The 22797-nt window shown below is 60.0% G+C and carries 21 protein-coding genes; 3 read left to right on the top strand and 18 right to left on the bottom strand.

Going from position 1 to position 22797, the window contains the following annotated elements:
* The first annotated feature begins 24 nt into the window (after positions 1-24).
* Positions 25-288: a 30S ribosomal protein S20 gene (gene rpsT, locus RBQ93_RS06815; protein ID WP_320371349.1), complete on the top strand. Its 264-nt coding sequence runs from the start codon at positions 25-27 to the stop codon at positions 286-288.
* 77 nt (positions 289-365) lie between these two features.
* Here rpsT and holA read toward each other — a convergent pair whose 3' ends face one another.
* From holA to yhbY, 18 genes are all read right to left on the bottom strand, one after another.
* A complete protein-coding gene (gene holA / locus RBQ93_RS06820) occupies positions 366-1361 on the bottom strand; it encodes a DNA polymerase III subunit delta (RefSeq protein WP_320371350.1) in 996 nt (331 codons plus the stop codon).
* Positions 1361-1795 carry an LptE family protein gene (locus tag RBQ93_RS06825; RefSeq protein WP_320371352.1) on the bottom strand — a complete coding sequence of 145 codons (435 nt, stop codon included), beginning with the start codon at positions 1793-1795 and terminating at the stop codon, positions 1361-1363. The genes holA and RBQ93_RS06825 overlap by 1 nt, the downstream gene beginning before the upstream one ends.
* 88 nt (positions 1796-1883) lie before the next feature.
* On the bottom strand, positions 1884-4361 hold the full coding sequence (gene leuS / locus RBQ93_RS06830; RefSeq protein WP_320371353.1) for a leucine--tRNA ligase: 2478 nt from the start codon (positions 4359-4361) through the stop codon (positions 1884-1886).
* 37 nt (positions 4362-4398) lie between these two features.
* Entirely contained in the window at positions 4399-5454 is a 1056-nt protein-coding gene (locus RBQ93_RS06835) for a chemotaxis response regulator protein-glutamate methylesterase (RefSeq protein ID WP_320371354.1), read from the bottom strand.
* Positions 5451-6329 carry a protein-glutamate O-methyltransferase CheR gene (locus RBQ93_RS06840; RefSeq protein WP_320371356.1) on the bottom strand — a complete coding sequence of 293 codons (879 nt, stop codon included), beginning with the start codon at positions 6327-6329 and terminating at the stop codon, positions 5451-5453. Before RBQ93_RS06840 ends, RBQ93_RS06835 begins: the two co-directional genes overlap by 4 nt.
* Positions 6330-6331: 2 nt before the next feature.
* Positions 6332-8365, bottom strand: a complete 2034-nt coding sequence (locus tag RBQ93_RS06845) for a HEAT repeat domain-containing protein (protein ID WP_320371357.1) — start codon at positions 8363-8365, stop codon at positions 6332-6334.
* Positions 8331-8831, bottom strand: coding sequence for a chemotaxis protein CheW (locus RBQ93_RS06850; protein ID WP_320371358.1), 501 nt, complete (start codon positions 8829-8831; stop codon positions 8331-8333). Before RBQ93_RS06850 ends, RBQ93_RS06845 begins: the two co-directional genes overlap by 35 nt.
* On the bottom strand, positions 8821-9570 hold the full coding sequence (locus tag RBQ93_RS06855; RefSeq protein WP_320371359.1) for a chemotaxis protein CheW: 750 nt from the start codon (positions 9568-9570) through the stop codon (positions 8821-8823). Before RBQ93_RS06855 ends, RBQ93_RS06850 begins: the two co-directional genes overlap by 11 nt.
* 17 nt (positions 9571-9587) lie before the next feature.
* Positions 9588-10388: an ExeA family protein gene (locus tag RBQ93_RS06860; protein WP_320371360.1), complete on the bottom strand. Its 801-nt coding sequence runs from the start codon at positions 10386-10388 to the stop codon at positions 9588-9590.
* A 2-nt stretch (positions 10389-10390) separates the two neighbouring features.
* Positions 10391-12484 carry a chemotaxis protein CheA gene (locus RBQ93_RS06865; protein WP_320371362.1) on the bottom strand — a complete coding sequence of 698 codons (2094 nt, stop codon included), beginning with the start codon at positions 12482-12484 and terminating at the stop codon, positions 10391-10393.
* Positions 12481-12849, bottom strand: a complete 369-nt coding sequence (locus tag RBQ93_RS06870) for a response regulator (protein WP_320371363.1) — start codon at positions 12847-12849, stop codon at positions 12481-12483. Before RBQ93_RS06870 ends, RBQ93_RS06865 begins: the two co-directional genes overlap by 4 nt.
* A 4-nt stretch (positions 12850-12853) precedes the next feature.
* The gene (locus RBQ93_RS06875; RefSeq protein WP_320371365.1) at positions 12854-13876 is read right to left on the bottom strand and encodes a response regulator; all 1023 of its coding nucleotides are present in this window, start codon (positions 13874-13876) and stop codon (positions 12854-12856) included.
* An 80-nt stretch (positions 13877-13956) separates the two neighbouring features.
* Positions 13957-15285 carry a ribosome biogenesis GTPase Der gene (gene der / locus RBQ93_RS06880; protein WP_320371366.1) on the bottom strand — a complete coding sequence of 443 codons (1329 nt, stop codon included), beginning with the start codon at positions 15283-15285 and terminating at the stop codon, positions 13957-13959.
* Between the two features lie 58 nt (positions 15286-15343).
* Positions 15344-16165, bottom strand: coding sequence for an NAD+ synthase (locus tag RBQ93_RS06885; RefSeq protein ID WP_320371368.1), 822 nt, complete (start codon positions 16163-16165; stop codon positions 15344-15346).
* Positions 16165-17016, bottom strand: a complete 852-nt coding sequence (locus RBQ93_RS06890; protein ID WP_320371369.1) for a nitrilase-related carbon-nitrogen hydrolase — start codon at positions 17014-17016, stop codon at positions 16165-16167. The genes RBQ93_RS06885 and RBQ93_RS06890 overlap by 1 nt, the downstream gene beginning before the upstream one ends.
* 16 nt (positions 17017-17032) lie before the next feature.
* On the bottom strand, positions 17033-17410 hold the full coding sequence (locus tag RBQ93_RS06895) for a YraN family protein (RefSeq protein WP_320371370.1): 378 nt from the start codon (positions 17408-17410) through the stop codon (positions 17033-17035).
* The gene (locus RBQ93_RS06900; protein WP_320371371.1) at positions 17410-19104 is read right to left on the bottom strand and encodes an aldehyde ferredoxin oxidoreductase C-terminal domain-containing protein; all 1695 of its coding nucleotides are present in this window, start codon (positions 19102-19104) and stop codon (positions 17410-17412) included. Before RBQ93_RS06900 ends, RBQ93_RS06895 begins: the two co-directional genes overlap by 1 nt.
* 3 nt (positions 19105-19107) lie before the next feature.
* Positions 19108-19410, bottom strand: coding sequence for a ribosome assembly RNA-binding protein YhbY (gene yhbY, locus RBQ93_RS06905; RefSeq protein ID WP_320371372.1), 303 nt, complete (start codon positions 19408-19410; stop codon positions 19108-19110).
* Positions 19411-19635: 225 nt separating this feature from the next.
* Here yhbY and shc point away from each other — a divergent pair, with 225 nt between their 5' ends.
* The gene (gene shc, locus RBQ93_RS06910; protein ID WP_320371373.1) at positions 19636-21690 is read left to right on the top strand and encodes a squalene--hopene cyclase; all 2055 of its coding nucleotides are present in this window, start codon (positions 19636-19638) and stop codon (positions 21688-21690) included.
* A gap of 115 nt (positions 21691-21805) precedes the next feature.
* Complete coding sequence (gene hpnA, locus RBQ93_RS06915; RefSeq protein ID WP_320371374.1) at positions 21806-22795, top strand: hopanoid-associated sugar epimerase; 990 nt, start codon at positions 21806-21808, stop codon at positions 22793-22795.
* Positions 22796-22797: the final 2 nt, after the last annotated feature.

Raw genomic sequence — 22797 nt, forward strand, 5'->3', positions numbered from 1 at the left:
GCTGCAATCATTCGGAGGTAGCACGTGGCTCATCACAAGTCGGCAATCAAGCGGATCAAGCAGAACGAAAAGCGTAACGCCCGCAACCGTCACCAGAAATCAACCTTGAAGACCTACATCAAGCGGGTCCGCGAGGCCGTTGAGAAGAAGGACAAGGCTGCAGCCCAAGAGGCCCTGCAGGCAGCCATTCCGGTTATCGACAAGACCGCCACCAAAGGGGTCATCCATAAGGCGAATGCTTCGCGCAGCGTCTCCCGCCTGACCAAGCTGGTCAACACCCTCGGCTAGTCACACGGCACCACCGAACATCAAAAAGCCTCCACTAGAAAGTGGAGGCTTTTTTGTTAACGATTCACAAAAAGCTGCTACAGACTGCCATTACAGGCATCAAACACCAGCCCCTGCAGCACCGTAGCCGCCGCGGCACCGGTCTTGAGCGCCTGGTCCGCCCGATAGAGCCGCTCGAACAACAACTCCAGTTCAGGGGTTGCATACTTTTTGGCCTGGGCCAGCTGCTCCCCCAGAAAAAACTGGTGGATCTTGAGCTGCTTGCCGATCTCGGCCGGCGCAAGCTTCTGGTCCAACAGCTCCCGAATACGCCATATCCTGCGAAAATGGCTGGCCAGCGCCCCCAGCATCATGATCGCTTCCTCACCATTGGTCAGCATCGACTCCAGGGTGGCCAACGCCTTGGCCAGATTTTTCTCACCAATGAAACGGGCCAGTTCAAAGGCGCTGAACTCCTTGCTCTGGCTGACAATGGTCCGTACATCATCCACCGTGATCACCGGACGGTTGCCAACATACAGGGCAGCCTTTTCGACCTGCGACGACAATGCCTGCAGGTTGCTCCCCACCAGAAAGGCCAACAGTTCAGCCCCGGCGCTGTCGATCTTCTTGCCGTGTCCGGCGGCCTCCTGACTGATAAAGGGTCCCAGCCTGTTCTCGTACAGCTTTTTAAACTCCAGGCTGCCGGGCTGCTTTTTTAACTCGGCAAAAAACTTGCGCCGCAGGTCCGGCTTGCCGGCCACAAAGATCAGACAGGTCTCGGGGCTCGGGTTGGCCAGATAAGGCAAAAGCCCTTCCTGGGTCGCCGCAGACAGCCCTTCAGCGCGCTTGACCAGTACCACCCGGCGCTCAGCAAACATCGGCAGAGTCTGGGCGGTATCGAGTATTTCTGTACCTTTGCAGTCGTTGCCGTAATAGATATTCAGGTTAAAATCCTTCATGGCCGGGTCAACAGCCCGCTCCATGATGCGACGACTGGCCCGTTCCGCCAGAAACGGTTCTTCACCGTACAAAAAATAGACCGGCGCAAAGGCGCCGGTCGCAAGCTGTTTTTCCAACTCCTGCTCGGTCATCAGTAACCCTGCTCCAGGTTCCAGATCACCTGCTGGGCAAGCTTACGTGAGGCTGCCAGCAGGGCCGCATCCTCGTTACTGCGCTGCAGCTCAATGGTAGTTGCCACCGGATAATCCTGCCAGGCCGAGACCGAGCCTTTCCAGAGCGGCTTGGCGTTCTTCTCGTCTCCTTTACGGCGGACCGTAATCTGAGCCGAGACGGTCAGGCGGTACTCTTTCACGATATCGGTGGCCGTATAGCTGGCGTTGCCGGCGCCATAGCCGGTCAGGGTGCCTTCAACCAGCAGATCGCCCTCGGCTGGTGTCGCTGCCGGCACGATGCCTCGCAGGGCGCTAAACTGATCGAACAACGCACGTTTTAAGGCAACCGATGCGGCAGGATAGACCGTAGTGTTCTGAAAATAGGCCACCCAGACCTTTTGCCCAGACGGCAAGCGTGTTCCGCTGTCAGCGGTAAACCGATAACCGCAACCGGTCAGAATAACAACCAGCAACAGCACCAACAAGCCACCGTAAAGCCCCTTAGCCGGCAACAATGTTCACCAACTTTCCAGGCACATAGATCACCTTACGAATCTGCTGGCCATCGGTAAAAACCTTCACCTTGTCGTCGGCCAGGGCTTGCGCCTTAACCCTCTCTTCATCGATCCCCACCGCCACCGACAAACGGGAGCGCAGCTTGCCGTTGACCTGCACCACGATCAGCAGTTCCTCATCCACCGTAGCCGCTGGGTCATAGGTCGGCCACGAGGTATCTGCCAGGCTGGTGGTATGCCCCAGCTGCTGCCACAACTCCTCGCTGATGTGCGGCACGAAGGGGGCCAGCATCTGCACCAGCAGATCAAGGGCCTCCTTCATTACCGCCCCGGATTGGGGCGAGGCCAGCTTGGCCCCCTGCAGCACGTTCAGCAGCTCCATCACCGCAGCGATGGCGGTGTTGAAGTGGAAGCGCTCGTCAATATCTTCAGTGACCTTTTTGAGGGTCTTGTGTACTGCACGGCGCAGGGTACGCTCTTCGTCGGTCAATGCACTAACATCCAGGGCCCCTGCCCCCTGTGTGGCTGACAGATATTCGTGTACCAACTTCCAGACCCGGTTCAGGAAACGGTAGCAGCCGTCGACACCCTGCTCGTTCCAGTCCAGGTCCTTTTCCGGCGGTGCGGCAAACAGAGAGAACAGGCGGGCCGTGTCAGCGCCGTACTTCTTGATCAGGGCGTCGGGGTCCACCACGTTACCCTTGGATTTGCTCATCTTGGCGCCGTCCTTGATCACCATCCCCTGGGTCAGCAGGTTGGTGAACGGCTCATCCACCGAGATATGGCCCAGGTCACGCATCACCTTGGTGAAGAAGCGGGCGTACAGCAGGTGCAGCACAGCATGCTCAATGCCGCCGATATACTGGTCCACCGACATCCAGTAGTCGGTGCGGGCCTTGTCCACCATGCCCCCTTCAAAATCGGGGCTGCAGTAACGCAGGAAGTACCAGGAGGATTCCACAAAGGTGTCCATGGTATCGGTTTCGCGGCGGGCCGGCTTGCCGCACTGTGGACAGTCCACCTTGATGAAGCTCTCCAGCCTGGCCAACGGGCTGCCACCTTCGCCGGTGAAGGCCACGTCGTGGGGCAGCACCACCGGCAGATCCTTGTCCGGTACCGGCACGGCGCCGCAGCACTCGCAGTAGATAATCGGAATCGGATTACCCCAGTATCTCTGGCGAGATACCCCCCAATCCCTCAAGCGGAAATTGACCGTCTTCTTGCCCTTGCCCTCCTGCTCCAGCCAGTCGGCGATCTCCTCTTTGGCACTGTCACTCGGCTTGCCGTCGAAACGACCGGAATTAGTCATCACACCTGGCTCAGTGTAGGCGGCAGCCATGGCGGACGGATCAAGGGTCTCGCCTTGGGGCTGAATCACCACCACCAGCGGCAGGTCATACTTTTTGGCAAATTCAAAATCGCGCTGGTCGTGGGTCGGCACCGCCATTACCGCACCGGTGCCATACTCCACCAGCACAAAGTTGGCCAAAAAGACCGGCATCCTGCAGCCAGTGGCCGGGTTAACACAGTAGCTGCCGGTGAAGACCCCCTCTTTCTCGAAGTCATCGGCAGTGCGCTTGATCCGGTCGGTCTTTTTAACCTTGTCGATAAAGGCCTCTACCTCGGCCCGCCGCTCCGGCGTGGTCAGTTCCAGCGCCAGTGGATGCTCCGGCGCCAGCGACATGAAGGTAGCGCCAAACAGGGTGTCCTGACGGGTGGTAAAGACCCGGATAGTTCCTTCGCGGCCCTCCAGCGGGAAGTCGATCTCACAACCGGTGCTACGGCCGATCCAGTTGCGCTGCATCACCAGCACCCGCTCCGGCCAGCCGGGCATTTTATGGGTAAAATCCAGCAGCTCCTGGGCGTAGTCGGTGATCCGGAAGAACCACTGTTCCAGTTCCTTTTGCTGCACCTCGTTGTCGCACCGCCAACAGGCGCCGTCCTCCACCTGCTCGTTGGCCAGCACGGTCTCGCAGGAGGGGCACCAGTTGACAAAGGACTGTTTCTTGTAAGCCAACCCTTTCTGATACATCTCCAGGAACAGCTTCTGCTCCCAACGATAGTAGGATACATCACAGGTTGCCAGTTCCCGGTCCCAATCGTAGGACAGGCCCATCTGCTTCAACTGGTCACGCATGTAGGCCATATTCTCGTAGGTCCAGGCAGCCGGATGGCTGTTGTTCTTGATGGCGGCGTTCTCTGCCGGCATGCCGAAGGCGTCCCAGCCCATCGGGTGCAGCACGTTGAAGCCACGCATCCGCTTGAAGCGCCCTACCACATCACCGATCGAGTAGTTACGCACATGGCCCATATGAATCCGGCCGGAAGGGTACGGAAACATCTCCAGCAGGTAATACTTCGGCTTGGCCGGATCTTCGGTGACCTTAAAGGTCTTCTTATCGGCCCAAAACTGCTGCCATTTGGCTTCGATCTCGTTGGGGGTGTACTTCAGCTCAGCAGACATCAGCTACTCCTTCTGGTTATATATGTTCCTAGCTTCTTCAATGCTCAAAATGACCGCAATCCAGGATTGCACTGGGTATGTCGTCCAAGGCGGCAATCCGGTCAACACAACCGGTGGCGGCTGCCTCGCGGGGCATGCCATACACCACCGAACTTTCCTCCGACTCGGCCAGCACCTGGCCGCCATGCTGTTTTACCTGCCGCACGCCCTGACTGCCGTCATTGCCCATGCCGGTCAACACCACTGCCAGCATCCGACCGCCATACAACGGCGCACAGGAGCTGAACAGGGCGTCGGCCGACGGATTGTAACGGTAGTTCGGGTCAGGGGGCAAGACCCGGGCACGAATAATGGCAGTATCCTGCTCCAGTATCACGTGGCTGCCGCCGGGTGCCACCAGCGCCTGACCGGCCACAACGGGATCGCCGTCCTGGGCCTCGCGTACCTCAAACACCGAGCTGCGATTCAGCCGCTCGGCAAAGGCCTTGGTAAAACCGGGCGGCATATGCTGAGCCACCACCACACCAAAGGGATAAGGCCGCTCAAAGGCGCTCAAGATGCCCTGTAATGCCGGTGGACCACCGGTAGAGGCAGCGATGGCAACCAGTTCGAGCGGCTCCAAGCGCCCTTTACGACCATTTTTTCGCTGCGTCGATCCACAAACGGCATGATCGCTCAGGCGATGATACTCCTTGATGCGGGCCGTCACCGCCTGACGAACCTTATACTGCAGATCCTCGGTGATGGACAGCAGATCGGTGCTGGCATCACTGGACGGTTTGGCCACAAAATCGACCGCCCCCAATTCAAGAGCCCGAAAGACCTTCTCCGCATCGGAAAGGGCACTGACCACAATCACCGGCAGGTTAAAACGGCCAGTCAGGATCCGCAGCAAGGTAAACCCGTCCATGCGCGGCATTTCCAGATCCAGGGTTACCAGGTCCGGCTTGAGGCTGATCACCTGACGGATTCCCTCTTCACCATCGATGGCGTACCCCACCACCTCGATGCCCGGCACCCCTTCCAGCATGCGAGTGATACTGCGACGGCTGTAGGCCGAGTCGTCCACCACCAGTACCCGCACCGGCTTCATGACATCCCCCCTGCCGAGCTGAGCAGCGGCTTCTGGTACACCATGTCATTCTTGTAGTGACGCAGGGTGAACAGGGTACTGATGTTCATCAACGACTCCGAGTGGCCCAAGAGCAAAAAACCGCCATCCCGCAAGGCCCCGTGAAACGATGCAATCACCTGCTTTTTCACTGCCAGATCAAAATAGATGATCACGTTGCGACAAAAAATCAGGTCAAAACTGCCCAGCATTGCCATCCGGGTGCTGTCCAACAGGTTAAGATGGCTGATCGTGACCAGCTGCCTTACCCGGTCGGCAATCCGGAATGAGCCGTCCTGCGGCTCAAAGTACTTCAACAGATAGTAGTCGTCAGTCATCCGAAAGGCTGAACGTCCATAGATACCGCGCCGCGCCTGGTGCAGCACCCGTTGGCTGATATCGGTGCCGACAATCTCCAGTTGCCAGCCCTGCAGGCACTGCTGTTCCAGCAGCAGCATGGCGATGGTGTAAGGTTCTTCGCCACTGGAACAGCCAGCACTCCAGATCCTGATCCTGCGTGGTTCGCCGGCTGCCTGCTTGCGCTTGCAAAGTTCCGGCAGGATCTCATCAGAAAAGGCGTTCAGCTGATACGCTTCACGAAAGAAATAGGTCTCGTTAGTGGTGAGGAGATCCATGATCTCCTCCAACTCCTGCTCTCGTTTGCGATTGAACTTCAGAAATTGGTAGTACTCACGATACGACTTAAGCTGGTGAGTGGCCAAGCGGCGCCCCAGCCGTTTTTCCAGCAGGTATTTGGCATCATCCCCAAAATACAGACCGCTGTGGGCATACACCAGATCACGGAGCAGTCGAAACTCCTCGTCAGGCATCAGTATGGCCTGCTCTGCAACCGGCATGGTCAGTGGCCGTCCAGCAATTGCCGCAATGCCTGCCTGACCAGATCATGATCCTCACGATCAAGGGCCATACGCAACAGGTCGTGCCGTTCTGGAGGCGGCAGGCTGGCACAGGCCCGGACCGCACTCATCCGCACATCCCAATCGTTATGGCAGAGGATATGATGCAGCCAGGGTAGCAGCAAATCCGGCTTGTGCCGGGCCAGCACCTCGATAACCCCTTTCAGCACCTCGCCATCACGCTGGCCAAGGGCCTGCGTGATCAGGGCAAAGCCCTCCGGCGCGGCAAGCAGGTCAAAGGCCTCCAGACAGGCCAGTTGTGCCACCTCATCCCCACGCTGCCACAGAGCTAGTGCATCCGAAAGCGCCTCATTGCCGCACAGCTCCACCAGGCTGCGCAGCGCAGCGGCCTGTACCCATGATGATGGATCCTGTAATGCCAGCCGTAAGGGCGCAATACTCTCGTGCTTGCCACAACAGCCGCTCAGCGACTCGGCCGCGGCAATACGTACCTCTTCGGCCTCATCAACCAGCGCCATCACCAGGTTGGGGCAGGACACAGCCAGAGCCAAACGGCCAACAGCACGAACGGCTGACTCCCGAACCGCTGCGTGTTCGTCCTTGATCAGCAGGGCCAACTGTTCGCAATCACCGCTGGCGGCGCACAACAGGGCTGCCGCCCGCCGCTGCTCAGGCAGCTCCGAACTGATCATCTGACCGGCTATCTCACGGACCAACTCAGTGTTGGAGCCTCCATGGGCGCGCAAGGCCTGCAGCGCTGCGTCGCGCACGGACGGATCCTCATCATCGAGCAGGCCAGTCACGGCCGACAGTAACGCTGCGCTGGGCAATCTACCGGCTGCAACGGCTGCTGCGCGGCGCACCAGAGCGGCATCATCGGACAACCCCTGGCTGATGGTCTGCTCAACATCCGCTTGTAAGCGCCCCAGACGGCCCAGCAGGGTGCAGATGGCAGCCCGCTCCGTCTCATCGGCCAAGGCATAACGGGCAACTGATGGCGCAATGGCGACTGTGCCGATGGACTGCAGGGCGTCCATGGCACGCGAAGTCAGACATTCATTGCCCATGGCCTGCAGCAACAAGGGCAGGCTACGCGGGTCTGCCAGCACCTCCAACAGCTCCACCACCGCTTCCGCCACCTCTGCGGTACCGCTGACAGCAGCCTGGGTCAAGGCCTCCAGCAATCCCTGATCAAAAAGCGCCCTGAGGTGGTCAATCACCGACTGCCGAAACAGCGGTTCCAGGTTATGCAGCACTGTGGCCAGCGAACGTATTGCCACTGACCGCAGACTGGGCAACTGGCTTTGCAAACCTTCCAGCAACAGATCGGCCGCTGCAGTATCAGCACCGATCTTGCCCAGACATTCATAGGCTGCCAGCCGCAGCATGTCTTGTCGGGCCAGACGGGCCACCACCGGCGGCAGTGGCCCGGGCACAGCGATGCGCCCCAGGGCTGACAAGGCATTAAAACGGAAGAAATCGTGCTGCTGCCGGTCCAATGCCTGCACCAGGGCCGGCACTGCCGATCGGTCACCGATGGCGCCCAATGCCTCGGCTGCCGCTGCGGCAACGTTGACATCCGGGTCAGCAAGGGTTGTCAGCAAGGCCGGCACGGCGCTCCGCTCGCCGATGGCAGCCAGCGTATCAACCACCAACTTGCGCAGGTCCTGGTCGCTATCCTGAAGATGATCGAGCAGGACCGGTACGGCGCGTTTACCCAGCCTGACCAGCAGTTCCGAAGTTGCGTTGCGCAGACCGGCGTTATCCTCATGCCGTAGCAGCTCAATCAATCCGTCAATCTCTTCCCGTCCGGGACGAGCCGCAACCAGCACCTCCACCGCCTCTTTACGCACCCGCCAGCTCTCATCGCCCAGTGCAGCCCGCAACAGCTCACGACAGCGCTCTAGCGGCACCCCCAATTGCTCCTGCACGGTGCGACGGCGAACCTCCTCGTCTTCAATGGCAAGCGCAGTCGGTCGCTCAGTCATGACCATGGTGCAGATCTCCGGCAACACGCCCCAACTCCCGCCGTTCAGCCGGGGTAAAAAGCGTATCAATATCAAGAATCAGGTGCAAGAGCGCGTTAACCAGACAGACCCCGACCAGATACTCACCCCCGACCCCTTCCACAAGTTCCGGCGGCGGGACAATGGCATGCACCGGCACGGAAATAACTTCCTCAACGTCATCCACTGCCAAGGCCACCAGTCGACCGGCAACCGAGATGATCATCAGCTTGCCTGCGCCGCCAAAGCGGGGTTCCATCCCGAAGCGAGAACGCAGATTCACCACCGGAATCACCGTGCCCCGCAGGTTGATCATCCCCTCCAGCACCTGTGAGGGACGGGGCATACCGGCCAGCGGTTGCGGCAACATGATCTCCCTGATCCGCATGATATCGACGGCAAAGTGGTTGTCACCCAGCCGGAAACTGGCCAACTGCAGTTCCTGTACGGTGGCCTCATCCATCTCAGTTCCCATGGGCGGCAAGCTCCAGATCAGCCACGTTCTGAATATCAAGCAGGATTACCATCCGGTTGTCGGCACGACCGATACCGGCCACAAACTCCCGATCAATCCCCTCCAGGGCTGCCGGCGCTGCTTCGCGGCGATGGTCGGCAATACGGACCACGCCGGTCACGCTATCCACCCGCAAACCACTGAAACCAGAGCGCTGACGCACGATCACAATCCGCTGCTGTGCAGTGGGCCGCTGCGAATGAAGTCCGAGACGCTTGCGCAGATCGATCACCGGCACGATCATCCCGCGCAGCGAGATGATGCCATCCACAAAGTGGGGCGCACGGGGCACTTCCGTCAGTTCACGGGGTTTGATCAGCTCCTTGATCTCCATGATGTTGACGCCGTACTCCTCATCACCCAGCAGAAAACAGAGAAACTCCTGGTAGACATCCTCGCTGGCCACCGTCTGTGCCTGATTCTGCGGTTGCGGCTCAACATCCGCCAGTACCTGATCAGCCTGCCGTCCGGCAAGGATCACGGCCAGGGGATCGAAACGAACCGGCGAGGCGATACTACGGATCGGCGCAGGGCCCGGTATGACCAGTTCACTGTCGGCCGATTCCGGTGAGTCATCAGGCACAGCCAGCGCCGGCGGCACAACCGTTTCCTGCGGTGACGGCTGCTGATCGACCTGCTCGTTTGGTGCCTGAGCCGCCCCCTCCTGCCGTGCCTTTGTGCGTATTTTGGCCAAATCCATAACTTAGGCTACCCGCTTTACAGAATTACTTCATCCCTGACTTCGTTGATTATTGCCGCATCAACCATGGCTGCATCGGCACCGTAGGCCACCAGCAGGGCGTTGGTGGCTATGGCGTTAATCCGCCGTGGCACCCCGCCCGACAGCTCATGGATCGCCTGCAATGCATCGGGGGTAAACAGCCCGTCACTGCCGCCGGCAGCCATGATCCGATAATCCAGATATTCCATGGTCTCTTCAAGGGAGAGCGGCTGCAGATGATACTGCAGCGCAATCCGTTGACGCAACGGCTCCAGCGACTGATGACGCAGCAGTTCACGCAGTTCCGGCTGTCCCATGATCAGCACGGCCAGCAGGTTATGATGATCCAGCTGATAGTTGGTCAGCAGCCTGATCTCGTCGAACACCTCAAGGTCATTGATGGTCTGTGCCTCGTCAATCACCAGCACCGGACAGACACCAGCCCGGTAGAAATCATAGAGTACGCCGGTGATCTGCCGCAGCAGATCGTCCTTGGTGCGAGCCGGTTGCTCGATCTCCAGTCCGTGGGCCACGGTGCGCAGAAACTCCAACGCCCCCATGCGAGGGTTAAAGATCAGCACAAAACGACAGGCTGTCCCACAACGGTCCATCAGGGCCCGCGACAGGGTGGTCTTGCCACAGCCGACATCACCGGTCAACAGGGCGATCTCCCGCTCCTCAACAGCATACTCCAGGCGGGCCAAGGCCTCCTCGTGCCCCCGCGACAGGAACAGAAAACGGGGATCGGGGGTCTTGCCGAACGGCTTTTCCCGCAGACCAAAGTAGGTCTTGTACACGCCTAGCCCCCTGAACGAACCATCTCGGTGATGATGCCGCCTGCATCAAGCACCAAAATGGTACGCTGATCGCCCAGATCAGCTGCGCCGGAGATGCCGCGAATGGAACGGAACACCTCGCCCAACGGTTTGATGACGATATCCTGCTGCCCCAGCAGATCATCCACCACCAGACCAAGTCGTTTTTCTGCCGCACCGACCACCACCACGTACTGTTCGATCGGTGTATCGATACGATTCACCGCCAGAAAACGATCAAGCCGCAGCAACGGCAAGGTGGTCTCGCGCAGCGTGATCACCTCCTTGTTCTCCACGGTCCTGATCTCTTCCGGCACCAGCAGCAGCGATTCCACCACCGAGGTGATCGGCAGCGCGTAGGTCCGGCCGGCGCAGGTGATAATCAGCGCCTTGATGATCGCCAGGGTGATCGGCAGCACAATGGTGAAACGGGACCCTTTGCCCAGGCTGGTTTCGATATCCACCATGCCCGAGACCGCGGCGATGTTGTTGCGGACCACGTCCATGCCGACGCCGCGACCGGAGACATCGGTGATCTGATCGGCGGTTGAAAAGCCGGGCAGAAAGATCAGTTCCAGCGCCTCCCGGTCACTCAAGCTGCTGACATCATGCACCAGTCCCTTGGCCAGGGCCTTCTGCTTGATCTTTTCAATATCGATGCCGCCGCCATCGTCCTCCACCTCGATCACAACATGGTTGCCCTTCTGGTAGGAGGAAAGCCGCACCGTGCCGCGTTCCTCCTTACCCTGAGCGCGGCGCTGTTCAGGTGATTCTATGCCATGATCAATGGCATTGCGGATGATATGCATCAACGGATCGGCGATATCCTCGACAATCAGCTTATCCAGCTCGGTATCGGCGCCGTACAGCTTCAGGTCGACCTTTTTGCCCTGCTCGCGGGTGATGCTACGAACGATACGGGACATCTTGTCGTAGAGCTGACCCACCGGGATCATGCGGATATCCATCACCCCGCTCTGCAGATCGGCCAGCCGCCGTTCAAGCCCTTTGGCGGCCTTTCCCAGATCGACCGCCATACGGGAGAACCCTTCCGCCCTCATCCGGTTGGCAATGGCCGTAATCGAGGACTGGGCCAGCACCAGTTCACCAACGATATTCATCAGCGAGTCCAGCTTGCCGATATCGACCCGCACGGTGCGGCTCATGCTCTTGGCGGTTGCGTTCTCGTCAACTGGCGTCGATGCCGCAGGCGCCCCGACACTGCCGGGCTGTTCGTCAACAGCGACAACTGCGTCAGTCACCGGCATGGCAACCCCGGCTTGGGTGACAGGTGCTGCAACAGGGGCACTAAACTCAGCTGGCGCCCCATAACCGGTGAGCGAGACCACGCGCCCTTCCAGCAATTGCCGCAGCTCCTGCTCGCTGTGTTGGGTACCCAGCAACAGATCGAAATCTATGTTGGTCTGATTATTTTCGCCGATACTGGGCAGGGTGCTGACCACTTCGCCATATTTTTTCAGCAGATCGGTCAGGCTGCCCAACTCCAAGTCGAAACTGCCCAAGTCAAAGGATGTGTGCAGCACGAACAGGCAGCGCCCCTGCGCCAGGTTCTCACGCAACCGGTGTTCTTCGTACTCGGTAAGGGAACCGGTGATGGCGGCCGGCAGGCCCAGCTGTTCCAGTGAGCTGGCAGTGGGAGCGGAACCCGGTGATAGGCTGGCCGTGATGGCTGCGGCGTGCGCGTCTATCTCATCCTGATGCTGGTCAAGGGTGCCGTCACTGGTGGCCCGCAGTAGTACGGTCAGCAGCCTGGCAGAACGGAACAGCAGGTCAACCACCGTCGGACTAAGACTCACCTTGCCCATCCGCAGCCAATCCAGCAGGTTTTCCGTGTTGTGGGCAACCTCGGCCACGGCCGTAAAGCCGAACATGCCGGCCACCCCCTTCAGGGAATGGGCACCGCGAAAAATGGCGTTCAGCAGATCAGGGTCCCAGCTGCCGGATTCAGCCATGTCGGCCAGATCAGCCAACTGAGCCCCTAATTCCTCAAGGATCTCTTCGGCTTCTGCCAGAAAATCCCGTGCTGCATCGGTGATTGGCGGCTGGACGACACTCATAGCAACCTTTGTACAAGCTCCAGCAGTTTGGCGGGAATAAACGGTTTAACCAGATACTCGTTGGCCCCCAGCGAAAGACCGCGATCGATATCCTTGCGGCTGCCCTCGGTTGAGATGATGATCACCGGCAGGTTCTGATACATGGGATTGGTGCGGATATAGCTCAACAACTCCAGGCCATTGATATCCGGCATATTGATGTCGGTCAGCACCAGGTCGACCTGTTCGCGGGGCAGGATTCGCAGCGCCTCAAAACCGCTGGCGGCCTGCACGGTCTTGACGGGACCCAGGGTTTCTATGGTGGCCACGAGCAGCGAACGCATGGCAGCTGAATCGTCGACAATGAGGATCGTGGCAGGACGCACACTACTACCTTTCTGATCGGGCTGCAGCTGCCTCCCGGCATTTCTGCAGTTCCCCGCGGAGTTGGGACATGAAGACGGTAAACTCATCCGATTCCACATTACCGCGGCGTGGCTTCAGCAGACAGACACTGCCCAGTTCGGCCGCCTCGGCTTCAGCCTCAGCATGGGAGAAATCGGTCATCAGGATCACGACCAGATCCTGGAAGTTCTGGCGCAGCAGCTTCAGGATTTCAAGGCCGCCCAACACACCGGAGCCATCCATTTTGGGCATGATCAGGTCGATCAGCACCATCGGCCGGCGACCGCTCCGGCACAACGTGTCGATGGTAACCAGGGCCTGCTCGCTGCTGGTGAAGGGAAACACCTCCAGCAGTTCAGCCGGGAATTGTCCGGCAATGGCCTGGGCAGTGGCGCTGTCATCGTCCACCACCACCAGTGCACAGCGTGTATCGTCACCACCAGCGGCAGCAGCCGCTGCAGCGGGCGGTTCCTGAACTGTTTCTGCAGCGCTGAATTCGTGTTGCAGCCGCTCTCCCTGGGCCGAAAGCTGCTCAACCGAACCGCCTTGTTCCAGCATCAGCTGCAACGGGTCCAGGTAGGCGGCATCAACGGTCTCAATCTCCTCGCAGGGCTCAAAATCGTAGCTACCCTCATGCCAGGCAAACAGAGTCAACAACACGTTTGACATCTGCTCCCGCACGGTCTGTTCAATCACCTGCAGATCAACCTGATAGCGATGGTGCAGAATGGAACCGATCCGTTCCCGAAAACCTTCGTATTGCTGCAGGGCCAGGACATCCCGTACCAGGTTGGCGTCAACAACCCCTTTGCGCACCAGCATTTCGCCCAGACTCTGCTGGAAACCGGTGGAGGTTGCCCGCACCACCAGGCCGTCACGCAGCTGCAGCACCGCCTCGCGACCGCGGCTCTTCAGGGTCAGGATGCCGGTCCTGCGGCTGACCGTAATGATCTGCAGGATGTCGTCCAGTCCCAGCTCTTCAAGTTTTCCACTCAGGCTACTGCCCATGAGCCAGCCTTCTCCCGACAGCTAGTTTCAACAGCAAAAGAGGGTGAATCATAAACCATGACTCCACCGCAAGTAAAGCGCTATCGCTCCTTGCGGGCGGTCCGCTCACGGCCGCGGAACAGCAACCTGAACGGGGTGCCCTGAAAACCGAACGCATCCCGGAAGCGGTTCCCCAGGTAGCGCTCATAAGGGGTGCCGATCCCTTCAGGCTGATTGGTGAAGATGGCAAAGGTGGGCGGCTTGACCCCCACCTGAGTGGCAAAATAAAACTTGACCCGCCTGCCCTGATGCAGCGGTGCATGGTGAGCCTCCACCGCCTCCTTAAAGCACCGGTTTAGCTCTGCTGTTGTAACCCTTCGGGAATACTGCTCTGCAACCACAGCCACCTCTTCCATCACCTTGTGAATACGCTGCCCGCTCATGGCGGAGACAAACACGATCGGCGCAAAGGCCAGAAACTTGAACTCGTACTTGATCTGCTCCACGAACTTGCCGACCGTCTTGTTGTCCTTTTCCAGGGTATCCCATTTGTTGACCACAAAGATGCAGGCCCGGCCCGCCTCATAGACGTAACCGGCGATATGCTTATCCTGCTCGGTGATCCCCTCTTCCGCGTTCAGCACAATCAGGGCCACATCGGCCCGTTCAATACTGCGCAAGGCATCAACCACACTGTATTTTTCCAGCTTCTGGCTGGTCTTGCCCTTGCGCCGGATGCCGGCGGTATCGATCAGGCAGTAGCGCTGTTTGTTGCAGGTAAAGTAGGTATCCACCGAATCACGGGTGGTGCCGGGGGTCGGGTTGGCCACCACCCGCTCGAACCCCAGCAGACGGTTAACCAATGATGACTTGCCCACATTGGGGCGCCCCACCACCGCGATGGAGGTGACCTGATCCTCACCGTCCGCGCCGGCATCCGGCAGCAGGGACTGAACTTCATCCAGCAGGTCGCGCACGCCGCGGTTGTGGGCAGCCGAGATGGTGTGCATCCCCTCGATCCCCAGGGCGTAAAACTCGGCAGCCTCGTTCTCGATCTTCTCGCCATCCACCTTGTTGACCACGTACAGCACCGGCTTGTCCACCCGACGCAACATGGCGGCCACCTCGTTGTCGGCCGGCGTCAGGCCCTGCTTGGCATCCATCAGGAACAGGATCACATCGGCCTCTTCCATGGCCAACAGCGACTGCTCCCGCATCTGCTGCAACATCCGGTCCTCGGTCACCGGCTCGAAACCACCGGTGTCCACCAGGATGAACGGCTTGTCATAACGATCAACCACCGCATAGTTCCGGTCGCGGGTCACACCGGGCATATCGTCCACAATGGCGCGACGCTCACCGACAATCCGGTTGAAGAGGGTTGATTTGCCCACATTAGGGCGGCCTACAATGGCAACGATAGATTTCATCAAGATTCCTGTATTCTAAAAATAGGTACAGCAGCAACGACTACTGCACGCACAGCCTCTATTTACCCCAATCCCGTGAATATCTGAAGTCACGGTCAATGGTCCGGTTGGACAGCTTGGCGATCACCGGTAGCCGACGCTTGAAATGGGAGTTCTGCACCTTGCCGTAGACCGTGTTGATGAAATCGGCGCTGAAGCCGGCCTGCTGCAGTTCTTCGGCCGTCGCCCGCTGGTCCACCATCCGGTAGAGCAGCTGATCCACCTCACGGTAGCTGAAACCCAGCTCCTGTTCATCGGTCTGGCCGGCCCACAGGTCGGCGGATGGCTGCTTATCGATCACCGGCCGGGCCACCCCTACCTCTTCGGAAAGCTGCCAGACCTGGGTCTTGTACAGGTCGCCGATCGGATTCAGGGCGCTGGCCATATCGCCGTACAGGGTGCCGTAGCCCAGCAGCAGTTCGGTCTTGTTGCTGGTGCCCAGCACCAGAGCGCCCTGCAGGGCCGAGTGATCGAACAGGATCGTCATCCGCTCCCGGGCCATCTTGTTGCCACGCCGCATCGGGTCAGCATCGGGAAAACCCTCAAAATAGGCATCCACCATCGGCGTAATCTCGATGACGTTATAGTGTACGCCGCTGGCCTCGGCCACCAGCCGGGCGTGGGCCTCGCTCTCGGGGTTGCTGCTCTTGTAGGGCATGCAGATGGCGTACACGTTTTCTGGCCCCAGCGCCTCGGCAGCCAGATGGCAAACCAGGGCCGAATCAATACCGCCGGATAGCCCCAGAATCGCCTTTTTGGCCCCCACCTTCCAGATCTCATCCTGCAGGAAGCCCACTAGTATCCGACGCGCCAGCGGTGCGTTAATCGTCAGCAGCGACATCAGCGGCTCCTTTCACGATGAATCCGTTCCAGTTCCAGTTGGGTGACGCACAGGCTTTCATCCCGCACCAGCGGCGAGGCGATCCGCTCTCTACGCAGATCAGCCGCGTTAAGCCGCGCCAGGGTCATTGACGCATCGAATTCCGGGGCGCTGACGACGATTTCACCCGAAGGAGCCACGGCATGGGAGCCACCCCAGAAACCGACGCCGTCCTCATAGCCGACCCGGTTGACATACAGCACCCGGCAGGTCAGAAAGCGGGCGGTAGCGGTGGTCAGGTTACGCCAGGCCGCTGCGGTACCGAGTTGCCCCTGTTCCACACCGCGGCCTGGGCTGCTGGAGAGACAGACCAGGGTGGTGGCGCCGTCCATGGCCAGCAGGTAGGGGGCCGAAAGGTGCCACATATCCTCGCAGACCAAGAGCCCTACCCGGCCAAAGCAGGTGTCAAAGGCACGGAACCGGTCACCCCGGCCCAGATAACGCTGTTCGTCAAACAGGCCGTAGGTGGGCAGATAGACCTTGCGGTGCAGATGCCGCAGTTCACCCGCCTCGAACCAGGCGGCGCTGTTATAGAACTGAAAGTCCGTTGTCACCTCAACAAAACCGACCGCAATGCTGATCCGGCGTGATAGTTCACGCAGCGTTGTCAGCTCGGGGCTGTCCAGGGACAGGGCCACCTCCGGCACCAGGTCCTTCAAAAAATAGCCGGTCAGGGCCAGTTCCGGCAATACCGCCAGATCGGCCTGTTGCTCGATGGCCCGCTCCACCTGCTCCCTGATCAGGTCCAGGTTATCAGCCACCCGGCCCAGTTTTGGTTTCAGTTGTACAAGGGCTGCGTTCAGATCACGCATGGACGCTTCCTCCAGATCAGTAGGACAACTCAAAGGCATTGACAATGTGCTCAAGCTCAGCTCGGCCGTCATCATGCAGCAAAACGGCAACCACGTCAAACCGGGCCGCCTGATCATGGCAACGATGCCGTGAGAGCCAGGAAAGGGCGCCCTTGGCGATCTGACGCTGCTTGCGGCTGGTCACCGCCAGCTGTGGCAGGCCAAAGGCCAGATTGCTACGGGCCTTCACTTCCACAAACACAATGGTGCCGTCCCTATCCCGGGCCACGATGTCCACCTCACCGCCCCGGCTGCGGAAATTACGCTCCAGGATCCGGTAACCGGCCCTCTGCAGATGTCCGCTCGCCAGCTCTTCGCCTCGGGCGCCCAGGGCCTGATTGGCGTGGCCCTGCATCAGGCCTGAACTCCAGAACGGATACGCTGGTAACGTTGCAGCTCCTCGGCAAAATGTTCGCGATCAAGCGGCTTCGTCATTCCGGTCGCGTGGCTGAAGAACCGTTCCGGCAGCCGGTCGTCGGCTACAGAAAAACCATTGGCCTGGTTAAAGGACCGTTCGGCAGCAATGATCCGCTCTCCGATCGTCAACAGGTCACCGGCAGTGTGCCTCTCGCCGCTGACCGCCGTCAGCAGGGCGGCAGCCTCCTCCAGCTCCACAGCGCAGGCCGCAAAACGGCACAGCACCAGACTATCCATGGCGGCGTTGGCCGCTTCGGCCAGGGCGATGACACGGGCCTTGCCGTCAAAGCAGGCCGGATCGGTCGGCACCGGTTTACGCAGCACCTCCGAGGATAACGACCAGGCATCCAGATGGGTGCCGCCGTGGGGCGCAACAGCATAGGCCAGCGCCAGGCCGGTTGCGGCTCGCGGATCATAGGGCGGCAGCTCCAGGCCCTTAACGGTCATGGCTGCCTCTGGCTGCCCCAGGGCGCAGGCCAGACGCTCTGCCCCCAGAGCCAACAGTTCACCCTCCGCCTCACGGCGGGCGATCCTGCTCAACAAAGCAGGCATCTGCCCGCACACGATGGGCGAAGCGGTCAGCTCTGACCAGGCAGCCAGACTGCCGGCAGCAGAAACGGGATCCAGACCCAGCTGGGCGCAACAGCGGCCGGCAGCCACCAGTGCATCAAGTTGCGGCTGCTGACAGCAACCGGCCAGGGCCAGCAAGTCGTCGTGATCCGGCAGAGGCTGGCCATCTTCCGTCAAGCGCTTACAGGCAACTGGGCAGTCGTAACAGCCGTAACCGCTGGGATGGTACGCGTGCTGCAACGCAGCGGCATTCAAGCCGGCGGCAGGCAGCACCGCGGTAAAATTTCTGGCAGGCAGCATGCCGCGCTGGGCCAGCGGGTCAACCAGGGCCACGGTGCCGTACTGATGAATACCAAACGGTCCATAGATAAAGGGAGAGGCCAGCAACAGCCGCTGCATATCCTGGCGGGCCGCTGCAAAGGCCGTCTGGTCGGCAATCGTCACCTTGCCCTCGTCACCCTGAATCGTGATCGCCTTCAGCCGCCGCTGACCCACCACGGCGCCCAGGCCACCACGGCCAAACGGTTCGCCGGCTGCGGTTTCCAGCGAGGCATACAGTACCCCGTTTTCGCCGGCCGGACCGATGGCAGCCACAGCACCGGCATCTGTCAAACGCGCAAAGACCGTATCAGTGGGCAGACCCCATAAGTCGTCGGCAGCAAGCAGATCAATCCGGTCAGGCATCACCCGCAGCTGGACCGGTGTTGCACTGGAGCCGGTAATGACCAAGGCATCCAGACCTGCCTGCCGCAGTTGCCAGGCAAACGGTCCGCCGCTGGAGCAACTGAAGATGGTGCCGGTCAATGGTGAACGGCCGGTCAGTACGCAACGGCTGGACATCGGCGTGTCACTGCCGCACAACGGTCCGCCGGCCATAACCAGCGGCAGCTGATCAGCACACGGATCAAGGCCGGCAAACTCTTTCAGCAGGGCCACTCCCAGCCCCCGTCCCCCAAGCCAGCCACTCCGCAGATCATCCGGCAGTGATTCAATCCAGCATCGACCGCTGGCCAGATCGACCCGGCCGACCCGGCCGACCCGGCCGGCCCACCCGCAGCTCATCCGTTATGCTTCCTGCGATGAAGGCAGCGCCAGCTTGGGCTGCTCGGCCCGGCGGTACAGCAGGAAGGTGCGCCCGAGCAGTTGCGCCACCTCGGCGCCACAGGCGGCAGCCAGTTCATCTGCCGCTTCGCGACGGTCCAGCAGGCAGCTTTCCAGCAGCTTGACCTTGATCAGCTCGTGATGTGCCAAGGCTGCCTCGGTCTCGGCCAGCAACCCTTCGTCCAGTTCTTTTTTCCCGATCTGTATCACCGGCTTGAGATTGTGCCCCAAGGCACGTAAAAACCGTTTCTGTTTCCCCGTCAGCATACCGCCCTCTCCTCTCGTCTGCTTGTATCCGTTGGTTTCTATACCACACACCAGGCACGACTGAACACAGCAAAGCGCTATCCGCCGCAAAAGCCAGTCGCCGTGCGAATGACAAGAAGATGTACATTTCAGGCAGGTTATGGTAAAAAAATGACCTTTCGCAGCCGGCACAGGGAGGCAGCCTACCCCGAGCGCCCCAGGCAATCCAGGAGCGTATACAGCCTGATGAAGTCGCACAACCATCCTATTTCCTACGCTCTAACCTCGTTCTGCCATCACAGCCAACAGGAGCAGGCACCGTTGGCAGCTGCCGGTGGCAAGCCCACCGCAGCCAAGCTGCATCGCCTGCCTGCCTCCATCTGGAAGACGGTAGACGGCGCTGCACAAACCCCCCTTGACAAAGCCATCGAGCGGACACGGGACTTCTTCTTCCGCGAACAGTTGCCCGACGGCTACTGGTGGGCCGAACTGGAATCCAACAGCACCATCACCGCCGAATACCTGATGCTGTTCCATTTTCTGGGCATGGCTGACAAAGAAAAAGAACGCAAGATGGCCAACTACCTGCTGCGCCAGCAAACCAGGGAAGGTTCCTGGACCATCTGGTACGGCGGCCCCGGCGACCTCTCCACCACCATCGAGGCCTATTTCGCCCTGAAACTGGCCGGCTACCCGGCCGACCACCCGGCCATGCGCAAGGCGCGGGATTTCGTGCTGGCCAAGGGCGGCATCCTCAAGGCGAGGGTCTTCACCAAGATATTCCTGGCGCTGTTCGGCGAATTTTCCTGGCTGGGCGTGCCCTCGATGCCGATCGAGCTGATGCTGCTGCCCAACTGGGCCTACTTCAACCTGTACGAACTGTCAAGTTGGTCGCGAGCCACCATTATTCCGCTGTCGGTGGTGATGTCCACCCGTCCGGTCTGCAAGCTGCCGCCCCAGTCAAGGGTCCAGGAACTGTACGTCCGGCCTCCCCGCCCCACCGACTACACCTTCACCAAGGAAGACGGCATCATCACCTGGAAAAACTTCTTCATCGGCGTCGATCACCTGCTGAAGGTCTATGAATCCAGCCCGATCCGACCGTTCAAGAAGCGGGCCACCGAGATTGCCGAACAGTGGATTATCGATCACCAAGAACCGACCGGCGACTGGGGCGGCATCCAGCCGGCCATGCTCAACTCGGTGCTGGCCCTGCACTGCCTCGGCTATGCCAGCAACCATCCGATAATGGCCAAAGGACTTGAAGCTTTGGCACATTTTTGCATCGAGGATGACGACACCCTCACCCTGCAGTCCTGCATCTCGCCGGTATGGGACACCGCGCTGGTGCTGCAGTCCATGCAGGAAGCAGGCATCCCCCAGAATCATCCAGCCCTGATCAAGGCTGCCCAGTGGCTGCTTGATCGAGAAGTGCGCATCCGTGGCGACTGGAAGATCAAATCTCCCGAGCTGGAACCGGGCGGCTGGGCCTTCGAGTTCCAGAACGACTGGTACCCCGATGTTGATGACTCGGCAGCGGTGATGATCGCCATCAAAGAGATGCAGGTCACCAATAACAAGGCAAAGCAGGACGCCATCCGCCGCGGTATTGATTGGTGCCTGGGGATGCAGAGCGCAAATGGCGGCTGGGGTGCCTTTGACAAGGATAATACCAAGCACCTGCTGAATAAGATCCCCTTTGCCGATCTGGAGGCGCTGATCGACCCGCCCACCGCCGACCTGACCGGCCGGATGCTGGAGCTGATGGGCAATTTCGGTTGTTCAACGGAGCACCCCCAGGCGCAGAGCGCCCTCGCCTTTCTCAAGCAGGAACAGGAGCCGGAAGGCCCCTGGTTCGGCCGCTGGGGGGTCAACTACATATACGGCACCTGGTATGTGCTGATCGGCCTGGAGGCCATCGGCGAGGACATGTCGCAGCCCTACATCAAAAAAGCGGTCAACTGGCTTAAATCAAAACAGAACATGGACGGCGGCTGGGGTGAAACCTGTGAATCGTACTACGACCGCACCCTGATGGGCTGCGGCCCCAGCACCGCTTCGCAGACCGCCTGGGCGATACTGGCCCTGATGGCAGCCGGCGAAGTGCATTCTAAGGCGGTAGAGCACGGCATCCAGTATCTGCTGAACAACCAGAACCCCGACGGCACCTGGGATGAAGATGCCTTCACCGGCACCGGCTTCCCCAAATTTTTCATGATAAAATACCATGTCTACCGCAACTGCTTCCCTTTGACCGCCCTGGGGCGTTTCCGCCGTCTGAGCGGCACGAGGGCGTTGTAGCCGTTCAGGCGCCCTTTACAACAATGGGCGCAACCACCCGGCATGACCGGAAAAGCCCCGTTGCCACCTGCCGGGGCTTTTCGTTCAGACACCACGGGAGAGACGGAAAACACCCATGAAAGCCTTTGTTACCGGAGCCACCGGATTTATCGGCGCCAGCATCGTCCGCGAGTTGCTGAAGGATGGTCTGGAGGTGCGCGCCCTGGTGCGCCCCGGTTCGGACATCCGTAATCTGGAGGGGCTGCCGCTGGAATTGCTGCAGGGCGACCTGCTTGACCGTGCCAGCCTTGAAAAGGGCTGCGCCGGATGTGACTGGGTCTTCCATGCCGCTGCCGATTACCGCCTCTGGGCCCGCACCCCGCAGGAGATGTACCGGGCCAATGTGGACGGCACCCGCAACCTGCTGGAGGCGGCACTCGCCAGCGGGGCCGAACGGGTGGTCTACACCAGCAGCGTCGGCACCCTGGGCAACCCGGGTGATGGCAGACCCGGCAACGAGCAGACACCGGTCACCTTCAGCGACATGGTGGGCGATTACAAAAAGAGCAAGTTTCTGGCGGAACGCGAGGCGGAAAAATTCGTTGACAGGGGTCTGCCCCTGATTATAGTCAACCCCTCAACACCGGTGGGACCGCAGGATATCAAACCGACCCCCACCGGCAAGATCATCGTCGACTTTATAAACGGCACCATGCCGGCCTATCTGGATACCGGGCTGAACCTGATCGCCGTTGAGGATTGCGCCCGGGGCCATATCCTGGCCGCCCAAAAAGGCCAGATTGGCAGCAAGTACATACTGGGCAACCGCAACCTGACCCTGCGGGAGATTTTTGCCATGCTGGAACGGATCACCGGCCAACCGGCCCCCAAGGTGCGCCTACCCTATTGGCCAATCCTGCTGGCGGCCTACGCCAATGAAGGCATTGCCCGCATCACCGGCCGTGAGCCATTGATCCCCCTGGCCGGTGTGCAAATGGCGCGCAAGTTCATGTACTTCGACTCATCGCGGGCCGTAAACGAACTGGGATTACCCCAGACCTCGGTAGAGTCCGCCCTTGGGCGGGCCGTTGACTGGTTCATGGCCAACGGCTACCTGAAAAAGTGAGG

It is taken from the genome of Trichlorobacter sp. (assembly GCF_034008105.1).
GTDB lineage: Bacteria > Desulfobacterota > Desulfuromonadia > Geobacterales > Pseudopelobacteraceae > Trichlorobacter.